Raw genomic sequence first — 18,260 nt, 5'->3', positions numbered from 1 at the left:
GAAGTACGAAACCCCATCCCAGTCTTTATTAAACCCTTACTTGAAACCTCTCTTAGACCTCACCTGACACCCTTCTTTAAGAGCCTTCATTCGTGCTTCGTATGATCATGCTCATCCTTCAATACATCGCCCATATAAATGCGTATGGTTGAGCCCTGATCTACTCTTGCTCCCGGTTTAGGTGCCTGGTTTATAACATATTTACCGCTGCCGGACTTCGCCAGCATAAAATTCATATTCAGATCCTCGTACAGATCTTCCACGGTAGCCCCCGTAAGATCAGGAACCGTCACAATTTTAGTTTCACCGTATTTGTACTCTTTGGTGAGCTGATCCTTGCGTACAGGCACATTCATATAATGCAGAGAGTCCTCAAGAATGTTTTGTACAATCGGAGCCGCAACCACGCCTCCAAACTGAATCCCTTTCGGATTATCAACCGCTGTATACACTACAATCTGTGGATCATCAGCCGGAGCAAATCCGATAAAAGATACAATATGCTCGGTTGAAGAATAACGTCCGTTAATCACCTTTTGGGCTGTACCTGTTTTCCCTCCAACCCGGTATCCATCAATAAACGCCGGGCGGCCTGTACCTTTGGCAACGACGCTTTCGAGCGCTTCTCGCACTTGTTTGGACGTATCCTCCGAGATCACCTGACGTACCATTTCAGGTTTCACTTCCTCCAGCACCTCGCCCGTTTCGGGGTGTACCCAAGCCTTTGTAACGTAAGGTTTATAGAGTTTTCCACCGTTGATCGCAGCCGATACCGCCGCAACCTGTTGAATCGGTGTTACGGATACCCCTTGACCGAAGGCCGTTGTGGCAAGTTCAACCGGACCTACATTTGCTAATTTGAAAAGAATGCCGCTCGCTTCTCCGCTGAGATCGATTCCCGTTTTTTTACCAAAACCGAAGTTTTTAATATAGGAGAACAACGATTCTTTGCCCAGCTTCTGTCCCAAAGCAACAAATCCAGGGTTGCAGGAGTTCTCCACTACCTGCAGGAAGGTCTGACTGCCATGTCCACCTTTCTTCCAACAGCGCAGACGTGCACCCCCAACTTCGACAAATCCGGGATCAAAAAATTGATCCTGCTTCAGATTTACCTTTTTCTCTTCCAGTGCAGCAGCCAGCGTAATAATTTTGAAGGTCGAACCCGGTTCATACGTCATCCATATGGGCAGATTCCGGTTATAAATTTCAGCCGGGTACTGCTGGTAGTCTGCCGGTTCGTATCCTGGTCTGCTGGACATGCCGAGAATTTCGCCCGTTTTGGGGTTCATCGCAATCGCCAGAGCGGAATTGGCTTGGAACTTAACCATAGCCTGATCCAGTTCCCGTTCCATAATCGACTGAATAGATTTATCAATCGTCAACTTGAGGTTAAGTCCGTCTTTCGGTTCCACATACTTCTCGGATGAGCCCGGCATGAGCCTTCCGGCCGCATCGGACAAGTAGGATACGCTGCCATTCAACCCATTCAGCTTGTCGTCATATCTTTTCTCAACACCTGTGAGTCCCTGATTGTCAATCCCGGTAAACCCGAGAATGTGAGCAGCAAGATCGTCATAAGGATAGAACCGCTTGTTATCCTCGGCAACAACGATACCCGGAAGCTTCAAATCACGGATGCGCTGAGCTTTCTCCATCGTAATTTTGCGGCCGCCGGGTTGTAGTCGTACGATCAATTCACGTTTCTTGATGGCTGCCAGCACTTTCTCTTCCGTCATGCCCAGCAGCGGTGCAAGCGACCTGGCCGTTGTCTCCGCTTCCTTGACCTGAGCCGGAATAGCCATAATGGTTGGGGTTGTCACATTGTAGGCCAGAGATGTTCCGTTGCGATCCAGAATCTCTCCCCTTTTGGCTGTGTATGGAATGTTGCGGCGCCAGGATTCCTCCGCTTTTGCCGATAATTCCGGCCCCTCTCCCAACTGTACATAAGCAAGCCTGATAAACAGGGCCGAAAATAACATGACCAGAATGAATAAACTCCACAGCAGCCTGCGCCGCAGATTTACACTTGATCCCTTCACGAAAAGATCCCCCCACTCGTCCCAAAATCATGAACTGTCTCTTCATGAATATTCAGGACAACCGGGGGTTAGAACAAGCTGTCTATGAAGCTTATGGCAGGGAAGCCCCTTCAGTCGATGGTTGATCAGATGTTTCGCTTTGATCGGTCTGCTTCTTGGACTGACTCTGATTCTCGGTACTTCCAGAAGGGTTATCCCCATCCGTTTTCCCTTCATCATCCGTTTTCGCATCCTGAGCCTGCTTTTTATCATCCGGATCAGAAGATTCCGGAGCTTCATCAGCGATACCCGTTACGGCAGCCTTTGCTGTCTGTAATGTCAGCTGCACCGTTCGCTGCTCGCCCGAAATCTGTTCTTTCTGCTTCACAACATATCCCTCACCCTTGACTGTTACGCCTACCTTCATAAGGGAGAGAACCTCTAAAGCATCGCGAAGGGATTCCCCTGTCAAATCAGGCACCTTCATTTTGCTGCTCTCTTCTGTAAGCAGATAGATTCGCTGGCCTGGATTCATCGAAGCCCCCGCCTGTGGATACTGTCGAATCACGTTCTCACCCTGGCCAAGCGTTACATAAGCTATACCCGAATTCAAGAGTTGGCTTCTGGCCTGTTTGGCCGTTTTACCGCTCAAATCTGGAGCTTTAGCCTGCACAACTGGCGTTTCATTTGACTTTTTATCTGCAGTTTTGGCAATATCTTTCGGAATGCCCATATACTGCAGCGTTTGGCTCACAACCTTTTTGAATACCGGTGCGGCTGCGGTGCCGCCTCCGATGTTCGTGCCATCAGGCTGGTCTATCACAATCAGCATGGCAATCTTCGGGTTGTTGACCGGAGCAAATCCAATAAACGAAACGACGTCTTTACTTTTGCTGTACTGGCCGTTGATTACTTTTCTCGCTGTTCCCGTTTTGCCCGCAACGCGGTATCCCTCGATATAGGCATTGCGTCCAGTACCTCTAGTTTGATCCGCAACTACCTGTTCCAGATAACCGCTAACCAATTTGGCAGAATCTTTCGAAATGACCTGCCGAATGACTTTGGGTTTGATCACTTCAGTGGAACCGTCATTCGGATTAATAATCTCTTTCACCAGATGAGGCTGCAGTAGTTTCCCGCCATTCGCGACGGCAGAGATGGCAGTCAATTGCTGAATCGGCGTCACCTGAACAAGACCATGACCATATGCTGCAGTAGCAATCTCTGATTTGTAGACCAGAGGTTTAATGGGTGACGCAGCTTCACTTGGCAGATCGATGCCTGTCTTTTTACCAAAACCAAACTCATCGATGTAGTGACGCAGCCGCTCTCCCCCGAGCATGCTGTACCCGAGATTAACAAAGGCAATATTACTGGAGCGTTTCACACCTTCGAGATACGAGATTTGTCCATAGGAATGTCCATTATCACTGATTGTATACCCGCCAATACGCGTTGGTTTGGATACAAACATCGCATTAGGATCGAATAGTTTTTCCTCCACAGCTCCCGCAAGCGTCACAATTTTGAACGTGGAACCCGGTTCATAGATCGATTGCGTTGCATGGTTGATAAAGTTTTTCTGATCCGGTGTGCTCGCATACGTATTGGGATTAAAGGTTGGCCAGTTTGCCATCCCGAGAATCTCCATCGTATTTGGATCGGCTGCAATCACGGTCATACTCAGCGGGTTATATTTCGCAACCGTTTCTTTCATCGCACTCTCAATATACAGCTGGATGGTATCATCAATGGTCAGCTTCAGGTTTTTACCGTTCTTTGGCGGCAGGTAATTATCCTGTGAATCCGGAAGCTTGATGCCTTTAGCATCCTTCTGGTAGTTCAGGAAACCGTCCGTACCTGTGAGTACGTCATTATAGGATACTTCCAGCCCATTGACCGCTTTACCGTCACGGCTCATATAACCGAGCACATGCGAGGCCAGCGTCTGCTCAGGATAAAAACGCTTCGATTCCTGCGTCATAACAATCGCATTTCGTGCCTTATATTCATCTTGTAGTTCTTCACGCAGCTCATTCACTTTCGCTGCAAGTTCAGGACTGATCTTGTACCCTTCACTCCGAACTTCACGCTGCTGAAAAAATTCACCGTCTTTATTCTTAGCTGTGACCAGCACACGCATCTCACTCTCATTTTTGCTCAGCAGCACAGACAGCTTCTTCGTCACCACGTCCTCAATACCCAACTTATTGATTAGGAGCGGGTTCACCGAGACGGTATAAGCCGGAGAATCCACAGCAAGCACATTTCCGTTACGATCGGTAATCGTTCCACGAGCAGCCTTGATGGTTTGTTCCCTTTGGATCAGACCAGCCGCATGTTCCTGCCATTTGTCACCATTAACTACCTGTATGAAAAATATGCGGATTACGAGTACAAGAAAAAAGAGGGTAATACATCCCCCTATTAACAACGTGCGCATCTTTATTCTTTTTACCATCGAAACACCTCTTTATTTGCTGCTTGCCGCATTCGAGGATGATTCAGTACCTGTTGATTTAGTCGTTGATGAGCGTGGTACAAAAATTACATCCTTATCGGAAGATTCAACGTAACCCAGACTTTTTGCGTTCTCGATAACCTGATTATTCAGCGTTTCTTTCTCTACCTGCAAATCGGCAATCATTTTCTGCGCCTCTTTAACATCTGCTATTGTCGACTGAGCCTGTTTATTCAGTTCATAAATATGAGCGTAACGAGACATCAGGGCACCGCCAACAACAATGACAGCGATAAGTGTGATCAGGTATAAAAATTTCTCGCGAGCCGGCAGACCGGTACGTCGCGTCACGACTTTGGTTGTTTCCTTGTAGCGCTGCTGCTGCGCTGCACGTTCCTGGGCTTTAGGTTTGACCGCTAGATTGCCACGTGTGTATGCCATTCGAAGGCTCCTCCTCCACTTTTGTTCTACAATTTCTCAGCTACGCGCAGCTTTGCTGAACGCGCCCGAGAGTTCTCGGTCAGTTCCGCTTCTGTTGGAATCAGCGGTTTGCGGTTCACAAGACGCAAGGTCCCTTTACCACCGCATACACACAACGGAAAGTCAGGTGGACATGTACATTTTTCAAGATAGCTGCTGAAGATGTGTTTACATATCCGATCCTCAAGGGAGTGGAAGGTAATCACAGATACGCGCCCCCCTGGCGCAAGACAACGAACAGCTTGATGCAGCCCTTCTTCAAAAGCACCCAGTTCATCATTAACGGCAATACGCAGTGCCTGAAAGCTTCGCTTGGCAGGGTGTCCACCAGTACGGCGGGCCGCTGCCGGAATGCCTTCCTTGATCAATTCCACAAGCTCACCTGTCGTTTCGATCTCGGATTGACCACGTTTCTCCACAATGACACGAGCAATTCGTCTGGAAAACTTCTCTTCGCCGTAACGATAGAGAATTCGGGCAATCTCTTCTTCCGGCCATTCATTTACAATCTCTTTGGCTGTCAGAAGCGCATCCTGATCCATGCGCATATCCAGCGGTGCATCATGATTGTAACTGAACCCGCGTTCCCCTTCATCGAACTGAGGAGAAGAAACACCCAGATCATACAATATACCGTCGACCTGAGGTATGCCATCCTTCATAGGAACTTCAAGGTCTTTGAGGACCTGTTCCAAATCCCTGAAATTGGTTTTCACCAATGTAACCTGGTTTTCATAAGCAGCGAGCTTCTCGCGTGCATTATCCAAAGCCCAATCATCCTGATCGAGTGCGATCAGACGTCCCCCCGGACCCAGCTTGGATGCGATGACGGAGCTGTGTCCCGCGCCTCCTAAAGTGCAGTCCACGTATATACCGTCCTGCCTGATGTTAAGTCCCTCGGTTGCCTCTTCTTTGAGTACGGTTATGTGGTGAAACAACCTGCACCCCTCCTTACGTTATAAGTCAAAATTAAAATCGACCAGCTTTTCGGCAATGTCGTTGAATGCTTCCTCGGATTGATTGAAATAACTCTCCCATATGTCTTTGCTCCAAATCTCCACCCGGTTCGACACACCAAGAACAACACAATCCTTGTCCATTTTGGCATACTCTCTCAAGCTGCCCGGCAGATTTACCCTGCCCTGTTTATCCAATTCACATTCAGTCGCACCCGAGAAGAAAAAACGGGTAAACGCACGTGCATCGGATTTCATAAGCGGCAGTGCTTTGAGCTTCTGTTCCATGATCCCCCACTCCTCCATGGGATACACGAAAAGACACTGGTCCAAACCTCGCGTGACAACGAAAGAGGGCCCCAGAGATTCGCGGAATTTAGCCGGAATAATGACTCGGCCTTTATCATCAATGCTATGTTGAAACTCGCCCATAAACATTGGTCCACTCACTCCTCACCCATTTCCCCCACTTTGCCCCACTTTCCACCACCTAAGCATAATAGATTCGGTTAAAAAAATCAAAACCCTTCTTGACATTACTGTTTTTTTATTTGATTCCACCCAAAAAAACGTCTCCGATCCTGTCATTCAGGATTAGAGACGCTTCCCGGTTACGGGCAATCGTATGTGCACCCGTACATGAGCCATATCATCAATACACCATTTTATATCTTTTGAAACGGTTTATCTGCTTGTAAATGTTGGATATCGCTTTAGAATTTCCAGCTGTCCAGGTACTTCTCCTGTTCAGCAGACAATGAATCAATCGTGATATCCAGGCTTTCCAGCTTGTAACTTGCCACCTGCTGGTCAATCTCTAATGGAACGTTAACTACGTTTTTCCCAAGGGTTTCATAGTTTTCACTAACATAACGCAGACCAAGGGCTTGAAGTGCAAATGTAGTGTCCATAATTTCGGCCGGGTGCCCATCCGCAGCTCCCAGATTTACCAAACGACCCTCTGCGAGAAGATACATTTTACGACCATCTTTGAAACGATATTCCTCAATATTACGACGAACCGTACGAATAGACTCAGAGCGTTTCGCGAGTTCCGGTTTGTTAACCTCAACATCAAAGTGACCTGCGTTACTCAAAACAGCTCCGTCCTTCATAACATCGTAATGCTCTCCAGTAATAACATCCTTGTTACCTGTCACCGCGATAAAGAAGTCCCCAATCTTTGCGGCTTCGACCATCGTCATCACGCGGAAACCATCCATATGAGCTTCCACCGCTTTGATCGGATCGATTTCAGTTACAATAACGTTGGCGCCCAAACCTTTCGCACGCATAGCCACGCCTTTACCGCACCAGCCATACCCGGCTACGACAACATTTTTACCTGCTACTACCAGATTTGTTGTCCGAATGATACCGTCGAAGGCAGACTGCCCTGTGCCGTAACGATTATCAAACAGGTATTTGCAATATGCGTCATTGACCGCAACCATCGGAAATTTCAGCTGTCCTTCTTTCGCCAAAGCTTTCAACCGAATGATGCCTGTTGTCGTTTCTTCTGCGCCTCCGCGAATGGTGGACGCAAGGTCAGGACGCTCGGAAGCAATAATGGTTGCAAAATCCCCACCGTCATCGATGATGAGATCCGGTTTCACTTCCAGAGCACGAAGCTGAAGAGCTTTAAATTCAGCTGGTTCGGGATTATATTTCGCATAAACGGTAACGCCGTCTTCTACCAAAGCAGCACATACATCGTCTTGAGTGGACAGCGGATTGCTGTGCGTAATGGTCACTTCAGCTCCGCCAGCCTGAATCACTTTTGCCAGATAGGCTGTTTTTGCTTCCAGATGGAGGCAAATTGCCACTTTCAGACCTTTAAAAGGCAGATCCTGTTCAAATTGACGTCGAATTCGGTTCAACACCGGCATATGCGCCTCGACCCAATCAATTTTCAAATGTCCTTCTGAAGCAAGACCCATATCTTGAACGATACTGTTCTGCAGTGCAGATGTGGTCACACTATCTCCTCCTCATATGTGTTCCTTCTATTATAAAGACCATATTATCAAGATACATATAAAGATCAATAGTATCAAGATGCTTACACTGTAATGACTTTGTGTTGTCCCTGGAATGCAGCTGATGACTTAATCAATTCCTCAATCCAGTCGGTTCCATAACGATTCAGGTAAAAGAGTGCATTATGTACTCGTTCCTGCGGTTTGCCCATGGGGAACAGAGCGTTCTGGATACCGTTCCAATGCGTTAAGCTCACTTGATGTTTATCTTCGATAGCTTTGCGAGTCTGCCGCTCCAGATATTGAATTTGTTCATTTATTTTTTCCAGGTTGGTTTCACCGATCCGGCTCAGCCCGGGATGCACTGCAGCAACCTGGTCCAGCAGCGGACGGTACAAGTCCGTAAACTGCTCACGAATTTGTTTGAACTCCTCATCGACCTGGAACGTTTCCTGCTGTGCCAGCCACTGTTCCTTCCTTTCTTCCAGTTGATGCTGCACATCCTGGAAAGAAAGTCCGTACTGCTTCATATGTTTGTGATGCACTTCCTCCAGTATCGTGAAGGATAGGCGCGGCAGTAATATCGGCATTTGCAGCCCAAATGTTCGGAATGCTTCACGTGTGAGGCCCCAATATGCAATTTCTCCATGACCTAAAATAACAGCCGCAACTGGCAGCAGCGAATCCTGCATCAATGGGCGTGTGAGCACATTATTGCTAAAACGTTCAGGGTGATCCTGCAGCTCTTGTAACAGCCGCTCTTCCGTAAACGATACAAGCCCTTTGCGATCCTGGTACAAATTATCTTTCAGCGTTAACAGCAAGCGGGTCCCTTCATGAAGATAAAAGAGATTAGCTCCATCTTCGGCTACTTCAGCCGGCATAGCATAACCTGCCCGTTCCACAAGTGACGCTCCATGCAGATAAGCTGTTCGCAGCGAATCATTTTCCCGAATCAAACGCTCGAACACAGGTTTCTCTAATTTGCGCAATTCCGGATCAGCAGCATCCATAAGAACCAGCCCTGTGTTTGCAAATAAAGCAGAGATCATTCGCGCAAACGCATCACTCAGATTAGAGCTGTAATGATGAATTTCCTTGATCTGTCTCATCAAACCCGGCTTGTGAATTGTGTCGGGCAGCAATTGTTCTATTTGCTCCAAAGCCGTCTCCCACTGTTCCCATTTCACCTGTACATGACTTACAGATTCTCTTCCAGTGAAGTGCCCCTGCAGTTTGACTTTCTGGATATTCCCCTTCGAATCAGGCAGATACGTATGATTAACCTCATCCCAGTCATGGTCTTCACCGGCAATCCAAAAGACAGGAATAACCGCACGTTTCAACTGTTGTTCAGCTTCACGTGCAGCGGCAACGACACTTGCCGCCTTGTAAATCACGAACAACGGCCCGGTAAACAAGCCGCTCTGTTGTCCACCAGTAACCACCAGTGCATCCTCTTCAACCAGGCGGGTTATCGAAGCATGAACCTTGTCATGATCGTTAACTCGCTTATTATATATACGCAGATATTCCGTTAGTTCTTGACGGTCAACACGTGTATGCTCCGATTGCTTCAGCCATGCAGCACGCGCGTGGAGGCCATTTTCCCAGCGAATATCATATTCATAAAGGCTTCGCGCAGCATCTTTCGTACAGATGTAATCCTCTGCAAGCTGTGATCCGCTGCGGAGCGCCTCAGTAATCCCATTCATGAGGTCTGCCTCCTATTCTGCTTCAAAGAGCCTTTCTTGATTGTACCGAATTCAATAGCTCTTCGTCAAAGCAAAGTCATAAAATATATGAAAAAACCGCCGATCAAAATCGGCGGTTATGATGTATATAATAGCATATTCGTTTTCGTTACTATTATACGTAAGGTTCCGCAACCCAGTGGCCTTTGGAAATCTCAATCAATTGAGCGTTTTCCAGATTGTAAGGATCGTTCACAGGACCGCCCGCTGCATTTTGAATTGGACCAGATTGTTCTTCTGGCAGCAAAATACGGCGTTTATTTGCTTCCACTTCCGGGTCTGGGACAGGAATAGCAGAAAGCAATGTTTTGGTATACGGATGAACCGGATTGGAGTACAATTCTTCACTTTCAGCCAGTTCTACCACTTTACCCATATACATAACCGCTACACGGTCACTGATATGTTTAACCATGGACAAGTCATGCGCGATAAAGAGATATGTCAAGCCAAGGCGCTGCTGCAGCTCTTCCAGCAGTTTAACAACTTGAGCTTGAATGGAAACGTCAAGTGCAGAAAGCGGCTCATCACAGATGATGAACTTCGGATCAACCGCGAGTGCACGCGCAATTCCGATCCGCTGTCTTTGTCCGCCAGAGAATTCATGCGGATAACGCAGCGCATGACTTGGGTTCAAGCCTACTAGGTCCAGCAGCTCTTCTACCCGTCTTTTACGCTCTTTGGTGCTTGCTGCCAGCCCGTGGATATCCAGAGACTCCCCGATAATATCCATTACGTTAAAACGCGGATTGAGTGAGGCATATGGATCTTGGAAAATCATCTGCATGTCTTTACGCATTTCTTTCATCTTGCGCGGAGACAGCTTGTAGATATCTGTACCATTGAAGTTAACACTTCCACCCGTTGGCTCATAAAGGCGCAAAATGGTGCGACCGGTTGTCGATTTACCACAGCCCGACTCACCTACGACGCCAAGGGTTTCTCCTTCAAAGATGTCAAAGCTTACGTCATTTACAGCTTTGAGGATATTACCTTTGCCAAGGTTAAAGTACTGCTTCAAGTTTTTCACTTGAACCAAAGGTTTATTGCTGCCCTTAACAATACCTGCCGGAGCTGGCTTTTCCTTTTTCGGCTCGTCCAGACGCGGGAGAGCGTTCAGCAATTTGATTGTATACGGATGCTGCGGGTTGCTGAAGATTTCAGCCGTCGTTCCTGTTTCAACAACTTCGCCTTCCTTCATTACAACTACGCGGTCGCACATTCCTGCTACGACACCAAGGTCATGCGTAATCAGCATGATCGATGTGCCAAGCTTTTTCTGCATGTCTTTCATAACATCCAGAATTTGAGCCTGAATGGTAACGTCGAGTGCCGTTGTCGGCTCATCCGCAATCAGCAAAGACGGACGACAAGCAAGTGCAATCGCAATCATCGCACGCTGACGCATACCACCGGAAAACTGGTGCGGGTAATGATTCATACGAATGGCTGCATTTTTAATGCCTACCAGTTCCAACATCTCAAGTGCAGCTTTGTTCGCTGCCTGCTTGGACATATTTTGGTGTTTACGCAGCACTTCTGTAATCTGTTTACCAATTTTAATCGTAGGGTTCAGGGAAGTCATCGGATCTTGGAAGATCATCCCGATATCTTTACCACGAATAGATTCCATTTGTTTATCTGTTTTGTTCAGCAGGTCCTGCCCGTGAAACGTAATATCTCCGCTCTTAACCTTCGAAGGCGGGGAGGGAATCAATTTCATGATGGTTTGGGCGGTAACACTCTTACCACTACCCGATTCACCTACGATCCCCAGCGTTTCTCCTTTGCCAATTTCAAAACTCACATTTTTAACGGCATCAAATTCACCAGAGCGCGTCGAAAACGATACGCTTAAGTCTTTGACTGTTAAAATCGGCTCCATAATCCCACCTCCTGTTTCTATTTACGTAATTTCGGATCAAGTGCGTCGCGCAGTCCATCACCGAGCAAATTAAATGCAAGCATTGTAATAACCATCAAACCAGCAGGGAACCACATCCGCCAAGGATACAGTGTCCAGCCTGTGAGTGCATCGTTGATCATTGATCCAAGGGAAGATCTCGGTGCAGACACACCCAAGCCAAGGAAGCTCAGGAATGCTTCAGCAAAGATCGCATTTGGAATGGACAACGTCAGCGTAACGATGATCGGGCCGACTGCATTTGGCAGCAGGTGACGGAACAGCTGACGTCCAGTACTTGCACCCATCGAACGAGCGGCAAGAATAAAGTCTCTATTTTTGAGCTGCATAATCTCACCACGTACAATCCAGGACATGCTGATCCAGCCTGTAATGGTGAGTGCAATAATAATCGTTGTAAGACTTGGTTCCAGAACAACCAGAAGCAGGATAACAACGAGCATGTAAGGCAGGGAGTACAAAATCTCGGAGAACTTGTTCATGATTCCGTCAACTCGTCCACCATAGTAACCCATGATCGCACCATAGATAACCCCGATTACAAGGTCAATCAATGCAGCAGCCAGACCTACCGTCAAGGATACACGAGCGCCGACCCATGTTCTTACCCATACATCACGACCCAAGTCGTCCGTACCAAACCAGTGTTCCGCACTTGGCGCAGCGTTCGCATTAAGCAGATCATTGGAATAATAATTATATTTTGTAAATAAAGAAGTTGGACCAATCAAAGCAAAGAGTACAACAAGCACCAGAACACCGAGACTAATCATCGCAGCTTTGTTGGTTGCCAGTCTGTACATCGCGTCTCTAAAAAGGGATATACTTTCTTTCGGCTTTACCGCTGCCTGACTGTTCAGGTCAGTGTTCGCCGTTCCATTATTGTTATTATTCGTGCCAGACAACGTTATGCCCCCTTCCGGCTTTCCAGCTTAATTCTAGGATCAATCAATACGTAAGCGATATCTGTAAGGAAACGTGCCAACATCAAGAGAATACCGTAGAAAATCGTAATCCCCATAATCATTGTGTAGTCACGGTTCGTGATACTTTCGACAAACACTTTACCAATACCACCGATGTTAAAGATCTGTTCAATAACGACTGAACCCGTAATGACATTGGCGGTCATTGGACCCACATACGTGACAACCGGCAAAATACCGTTCCGTACAACGTGCTTAAACATGATGGCAGGCCATTTCAAACCTTTAGCTTTCGCCGTTTTGATATAGTCTGCATGTAAAACTTCCAGCATGCTTGAACGCGTTAGACGTGCGATAAAGGCAATCGGTGATGCGGATAGAGCCGCAACAGGAAGCACATAGTCAAGTGGTCCATCAAAGCCCATAACGTTAAACCACCCGAGTTTGAACGCAAACACATACTGTAATAAGGAAGCCAGCAAGAAACTTGGTACGGCGATCCCGATGACAGCAAGCACCATCGTGACATCATCGATCAGTTTTCGATGGTATACCGCAGCAAGCAGTCCCAGCAGTACCCCCACAATAATGGAGATAATGATTGCAAAAATACCAATCTTCAGGGAAGCCGTAAATGTTTTCACAATCATGTCTGTGACACCTTGGTTGAGATAGTTCATCGAAACTCCGAAGTCACCTTGTACAATATCGCCAATGTATTTGAAATATTGCACATACATCGGTTTGTCCAGACCGTATTTTTCTTCGAGTAGAGCCCGGATTTCAGGTGATACTCTCTTCTCCGATGTAAAAGGGTCACCAGGAATGGCCTTCATCAAGAAGAAGGTCATCGATGCGAGTATGAAAAGCGATAGCAGCATAAATAGCAGTTTTTTCAAAACGTACTTTAACAACCCTTGCACACCTCCACAAACAATATTTTGTATACAAATCGATTGTAGAATTAGACAGCAATAAAGTCCAATCCATTTATCGGAAATTTCAAGAATTATAAGGAAAATCAGTGCACATACAAAAAAATCGGGATATATATGGAATTCCACATATATATCCCGAAGTAATCATATTAGACTTCAGAACAACTTACTTCTCTTCCAGATATGCGCGAGTGAAGTCAATTGCTCCACTGAAATCAAGTTGTACGCCTTTCAGGTAAGGCTTAGTCAAAGATACGTTCGTGTAGTAGTAAATTGGCAGTACGCCCATTTCATCTTGAACCAGAACTTTTTCAGCGTCAGCAAAAGCAGCCATACGTTTAGCAACATCAGTTGTTTTTACAGTATCTTCGAGATCTTTATCGTACTGTGCATTGCTGAATTTGGAGTCATTGTTTGTGTTGCCAGTTTTCCACATTTCCAAGAAGTTGAACGGATCGTTGTAGTCAGCAGACCAACCCGCACGAGCGATTTGGAAGTTTTGTTTTTGACGGTTATCCAAGAAAACTTTCCACTCTTGGTTTTCTGTTTTCACATCTACACCAAGGTTCTTTTTCCACATATCAGCAATAGCGAGTGCAATTTTCGCGTGACCGTCACTAGTGTTATAGATCAACGTAATTGCAGGAAGAGTAGTGTAACCTTCTTCTTTCATACCTTCAGCAAGCAATGCTTTAGCTTCGTCTACGTTTTCAGTGAAGTAATCATCTTTATGTTCTGTACGGAATTCTTCTTTTTCACCACGGATACCTGGAGGTACAAAACCGAATGCCGGAATTTGTCCGCCTTGTGTTACTTTATCAACGATCAGTTGACGTTGAATAGACATTGCAAATGCTTTACGGATTTTAGCGTTATTGAATGGTGCTTCATTTACGTTAAACTGGTAGTAGTACGTACTTGCAATACCAGTAGCTTTGAACTCATTTGGAAGTTCAGCTTTCAAAGAAGGGATTTGGTCAGACGGGATTTCACCGTTAGGTGCACCAGTGTAGTCCAATTGTCCTGATTTGTAAGCCTGCAGCTCGGAAGCACTGCTGTTTGTCAGAGACATATTAATTTCACTCAATTTGATATCAGAAGCTGCATGGTAGCCTTCATTTTTCTTCACGACAATTTTTTGACCTTTAGCGTATTGATCCATTACGAATGGTCCGTTAACGATCATGTTTTTGTAGTCAGCGAAGAATTTGTCATTTGTATCAGCAGACTTGTGTACTGGATAGTACGTATAGAATGCTGTAAGACCCAAGAAGTAAGGAGTTGGATTTTCCAACGTTACTTCAAGTGTGTGCTCGTCCGTTGCTTTCACACCCACTTGGGAGAAATCAGTAATTTTAGTACCTTTGAACTTCTTATCTTTGCTCATGTTGAAGCCTTCAGCGCCTTTGATGTAGTACAATTGGTATGCATAAGGAGAAGCTGTTTCCGGTTTCAATGCACGTTCCCAAGAACGAACGAAATCTTCAGCTGTTACAGGATCACCGTTGCTCCATTTCGCTTCTGGATTCAGGTTGAATACATATTTCAAACCATCTTCAGAAATATCCCATTTTGTAGCAACACCTGGAGCTTCTTTACCGTTTTCATCGATGCGTACCAGACCTTCATACAAAAATTTCAAAACCGTGTTCGTTTGGCTGTCTTTTGCTTGAGCCGGGTCAAACGTAGGAGGTTCAGCTGACAAGTTAATTTTCAGAACTTGATCTTTGGCAAGACCTTTTTCTCCGCTTGCAGAATTGTTATCTGTTGTGGTACCTGTGCCTTCATTTTTCGATCCGCACGCTGCAAGTACGGTACCGAACGCCAAGATCAGCGTCAAAAGGACTAATAGACTTTTCCTTTTCATCTAACTTTTCCCCCTAAATTGATGTGGTTTATGTTTATAGATTATACAACCACCGGTCAAAAAAATCTACATTACTTTTTCAGAAAGTAATGTTTTTTTCAGTTTTCGACAAAATCGACACAACATTTAGGCTTTTTGCGTTATGTAACCTCACATTTGATTCATAATGTATCTAAATAATCCAAATAAAGTAAACAAAATATATCCAAAGCTCATAATAACGAATGACATGCGCCATACGGCCCGGAACATTCTACCCCCATTAACCTTTCCTTTTAGTCGATTTTGCGCACCTCCTATAAATCCTAGCGCTATTAGTATGAGTATTAATGTCAGATAAAAACCAAAATTCGAATCAAATGTTAAGTTGAATAACGCTGACACTGAGAAGATCAGAAAAAATGTGGTAACGTCCATCGCGGTTCGCAGTGCAGCTGATTTCTCTTTCTTCCCTACCACCATGCCCCAATAGACAAGACAAAATGGAAAAAAGGGCAGAATACTCAATACGATGAAAAATTCCATTAACTCACTCCTTCTGATTACATTCCTTGAATGAGATGAAGAAGCATTTCATGTGCAGGTACATTCAGATTGAACTGCTTCGCCATTCTTATGATCGATCCATTAATTGATTCAACCTCTGTCTTGCGTTTATGCAGCACATCTGCAAGCATGGATGAGGTATTGGATGACGTATCATGACAGATTCCCTTGATCTGTTCCCACAAGTCCCCTTCCAGCTGCACGCCCATGGCGCTGTATACCGTTAACGTCTCGTCATACAGCTGACGCATGATGCTGACTCGTTCCATCTTGTGAAGCAATTCACCATTGGGTATTCTCCACACTGCTGTAAGAGGGTTAATGACCGCATTAATCAGCAGTTTTCTGTATACCAGCTTATCGATTTCATTCGACACTGTACAGTCAAATCCTGCCTGCAGCAGTGCCTCAGCTAAAGTAAATATGGATTGTTCGTTTCCAGCTGCTGCTGCCAAAGCTCCGCTCAGACCCAAACGCGTTTCACCCGAACCCGCACGATACACTTGAGCACGGATACGTTTTGCTCCCTCTGTTGTTATTGCGCTGCACAGGAGAGAATGCGGCAGCGCGGCTCGCAGCTTCTCCAGATGCCCCAAGCCATTTTGAAAACAAGCTATTTTTAACGACTGCATACCTTTTAAATTTCGGGTCTGTTCAATAAAACCGTCAATATGAGTTTGCTTCAAAGCAAGCAGTATCCAGTCCCCGGGCTTGCTGTTCCAAGCAGCCGCCAGTTCCGATGCAGGCTGCGCCTGAATGCTTTCCGAACTAATATGTATATCTCTCCCCTTATCTGTAATTACAAACCCTTCCTGCTTAAGCTGCTTCGCCTGTTCGGATGTTCTAGTCCAGAATCGAACACGTTCACCAGCGGCTTGCAGTTTACCTCCAAACAGCAGCCCTAACGAGCCTGCTCCAACAACGTCTATCATCATCTGATGCCCCTACTTCCATTTTGATTACTTCCTCTTATCCTTCCGGTGATCTTCTTCTTCTATAATAGAACAAAATACACACAACTAAAAACCCGTCATACCTGCCGTACGATGACGGAGGTGTGGCGGGCGCATACTACGATTGTTACAATCAGACTCAAATGTTCTATTCAATCCGTTCCAAATTTCCGTTAGCATCCATTTTGAACCTGGTCTTCTGTTCTTCTTCCTCTTCCGATAGAAAGGCAAGCCTGCGTGCCCGATCCATGATCTGGATCAATGCTTTGTAATCATCATTAACCACACGATAATCCGTCTGCACCTCATTCACTTCCTTGGAGAGGCGGTCGTTTTCACAGCGCAGTTCCAGCAGTTCATCTTCTTTTTCCCGGAGTTCTTTCTCCAGCATTTTTAGCTGTCTGCTGCTCTCCTGTACAGTCCCTTTCCACTGACGCAGAAAACGGATCACCGCATCCATGGATAACGATTCATCGGATACGCCATCTGCCTTGTAAACCCCTTCTTCGGTATCCATTGCAGCCAGTGCGGCAACTTGTGGGCCAAGCATCGCCGGTTGTTTTCTGAGATAACTCCGTTTTTGTCTTTGAGCTTTGGCGTTGCTGATCGCCGACTCATACTTTTTACGAACACAGCTGTTCCAGCGGAAACCGCATGCGGCAGAAGTTCTGCCTATTTTTTCGCCCACTTCTTCAAACGCTGCCAGCTGCGTGCTTCCTTCCCTGATATGACGCAATGTAACCTCTGCTAAAATCAAATCGTCCTCTGTGCTCCAAGCATCCTGTCTCACTGCAGTCATGCTATAATACCCTCCTAACACCATCCTGAAATAACCGTCCCCATAACCGGTAACCCGTTATGTGAATTAGGTATAAAAATTTGCTTTACTCATTCTTATGCCTCTCATAGAGTTCATAGAATTGATTTTCATACTAAAATGTATTTCCACATTCAGGTTCCCTCATACGTAATTGTTATAATTCTGCCTACAATTAATCAGGAAGTCATAAAAAAAGAATTCGCTTTCATACCCAAATTTGTTTACACGTTTTTCCTTTCTCGGTATAATGTTGTGTAGACAATCTATGAACGTACATAGGAGAGGAGGATTTACCGTGGCACGCATGTTTCGGGTACTCGGGTTCTTCACGCTTGCGATTGGCCTGATGGCTTTTGCGGGAGATTTGGTCGAAATGGCCTTACTTTTCTTCCTGCAGACTGCGTTTTTTGTCCTACTGGGATACTTGAAGTTTACGGAACGCACATATGTATTGCTCTTCTGGGGTTATATGATTGTGACGTTCACAGGGTTCAGCTACTGGACTGTATTCGAAATGGGACTGCCGCTCTAATCCGCCAGCAGCATCAAAGCAATCCGGCTATAGTCGGGTTGCTTTTTTGTTATTTTCGATTACTTATAAAGATATGGTGTTATGTAACCACTAAGGATATTTTGCG

Annotated in this window: 15 protein-coding genes; 1 reads left to right on the top strand and 14 read right to left on the bottom strand. The window is 45.9% G+C overall.

Features of this window, described 5'->3' with window-relative positions; all coding sequences use genetic code 11:
* Positions 1 to 86 precede the first annotated feature (86 nt).
* The 14 genes from ABXS70_RS06115 to ABXS70_RS06050 form a co-directional block, all read right to left on the bottom strand.
* Positions 87 to 2,039, bottom strand: a complete 1,953-nt coding sequence (locus tag ABXS70_RS06115) for a stage V sporulation protein D (RefSeq protein ID WP_342552059.1) — start codon at positions 2,037 to 2,039, stop codon at positions 87 to 89.
* A 91-nt stretch (positions 2,040 to 2,130) separates the two neighbouring features.
* Positions 2,131 to 4,479 (bottom strand): penicillin-binding transpeptidase domain-containing protein, encoded by a 2,349-nt coding sequence (locus ABXS70_RS06110; protein ID WP_342552060.1) that lies wholly within the window; start codon positions 4,477 to 4,479, stop codon positions 2,131 to 2,133.
* A 12-nt stretch (positions 4,480 to 4,491) separates the two neighbouring features.
* Positions 4,492 to 4,920, bottom strand: coding sequence for a hypothetical protein (locus ABXS70_RS06105; protein ID WP_342552061.1), 429 nt, complete (start codon positions 4,918 to 4,920; stop codon positions 4,492 to 4,494).
* A gap of 26 nt (positions 4,921 to 4,946) precedes the next feature.
* A complete protein-coding gene (rsmH, locus tag ABXS70_RS06100; protein ID WP_366294749.1) occupies positions 4,947 to 5,897 on the bottom strand; it encodes a 16S rRNA (cytosine(1402)-N(4))-methyltransferase RsmH in 951 nt (316 codons plus the stop codon).
* Between the two features lie 18 nt (positions 5,898 to 5,915).
* Complete coding sequence (gene mraZ / locus ABXS70_RS06095) at positions 5,916 to 6,353, bottom strand: division/cell wall cluster transcriptional repressor MraZ (RefSeq protein WP_342556400.1); 438 nt, start codon at positions 6,351 to 6,353, stop codon at positions 5,916 to 5,918.
* 275 nt (positions 6,354 to 6,628) lie between these two features.
* Positions 6,629 to 7,894 carry an adenosylhomocysteinase gene (locus ABXS70_RS06090; RefSeq protein WP_342552063.1) on the bottom strand — a complete coding sequence of 422 codons (1,266 nt, stop codon included), beginning with the start codon at positions 7,892 to 7,894 and terminating at the stop codon, positions 6,629 to 6,631.
* 83 nt (positions 7,895 to 7,977) lie between these two features.
* A complete protein-coding gene (gene bshC, locus ABXS70_RS06085) occupies positions 7,978 to 9,609 on the bottom strand; it encodes a bacillithiol biosynthesis cysteine-adding enzyme BshC (RefSeq protein WP_342552064.1) in 1,632 nt (543 codons plus the stop codon).
* 154 nt (positions 9,610 to 9,763) lie between these two features.
* Positions 9,764 to 11,533 (bottom strand): ABC transporter ATP-binding protein, encoded by a 1,770-nt coding sequence (locus tag ABXS70_RS06080; RefSeq protein WP_342552065.1) that lies wholly within the window; start codon positions 11,531 to 11,533, stop codon positions 9,764 to 9,766.
* A gap of 17 nt (positions 11,534 to 11,550) precedes the next feature.
* Positions 11,551 to 12,477 carry an ABC transporter permease gene (locus ABXS70_RS06075; RefSeq protein ID WP_342552066.1) on the bottom strand — a complete coding sequence of 309 codons (927 nt, stop codon included), beginning with the start codon at positions 12,475 to 12,477 and terminating at the stop codon, positions 11,551 to 11,553.
* A 2-nt stretch (positions 12,478 to 12,479) separates the two neighbouring features.
* The gene (locus ABXS70_RS06070) at positions 12,480 to 13,412 is read right to left on the bottom strand and encodes an ABC transporter permease (RefSeq protein WP_342552067.1); all 933 of its coding nucleotides are present in this window, start codon (positions 13,410 to 13,412) and stop codon (positions 12,480 to 12,482) included.
* 190 nt (positions 13,413 to 13,602) lie between these two features.
* Positions 13,603 to 15,303 (bottom strand): peptide ABC transporter substrate-binding protein, encoded by a 1,701-nt coding sequence (locus ABXS70_RS06065; RefSeq protein WP_342552068.1) that lies wholly within the window; start codon positions 15,301 to 15,303, stop codon positions 13,603 to 13,605.
* Positions 15,304 to 15,453: 150 nt separating this feature from the next.
* Entirely contained in the window at positions 15,454 to 15,828 is a 375-nt protein-coding gene (locus ABXS70_RS06060) for a DUF3397 domain-containing protein (protein WP_342552069.1), read from the bottom strand.
* A gap of 17 nt (positions 15,829 to 15,845) precedes the next feature.
* The gene (locus tag ABXS70_RS06055; protein ID WP_366294742.1) at positions 15,846 to 16,784 is read right to left on the bottom strand and encodes a 2-dehydropantoate 2-reductase; all 939 of its coding nucleotides are present in this window, start codon (positions 16,782 to 16,784) and stop codon (positions 15,846 to 15,848) included.
* A gap of 166 nt (positions 16,785 to 16,950) precedes the next feature.
* Complete coding sequence (locus ABXS70_RS06050) at positions 16,951 to 17,601, bottom strand: RsfA family transcriptional regulator (RefSeq protein WP_342552071.1); 651 nt, start codon at positions 17,599 to 17,601, stop codon at positions 16,951 to 16,953.
* 316 nt (positions 17,602 to 17,917) lie between these two features.
* Between ABXS70_RS06050 and ABXS70_RS06045 the strand changes: the two genes are divergently transcribed.
* Entirely contained in the window at positions 17,918 to 18,154 is a 237-nt protein-coding gene (locus tag ABXS70_RS06045) for a DUF2626 domain-containing protein (RefSeq protein WP_342552072.1), read from the top strand.
* Positions 18,155 to 18,260 lie beyond the last annotated feature (106 nt).

The sequence above is a fragment of the Paenibacillus sp. AN1007 genome (assembly GCF_040702995.1).
Classification (GTDB): Bacteria; Bacillota; Bacilli; order Paenibacillales; family Paenibacillaceae; genus Paenibacillus.
This window is presented reverse-complemented; position numbering and strand designations above follow the sequence as displayed.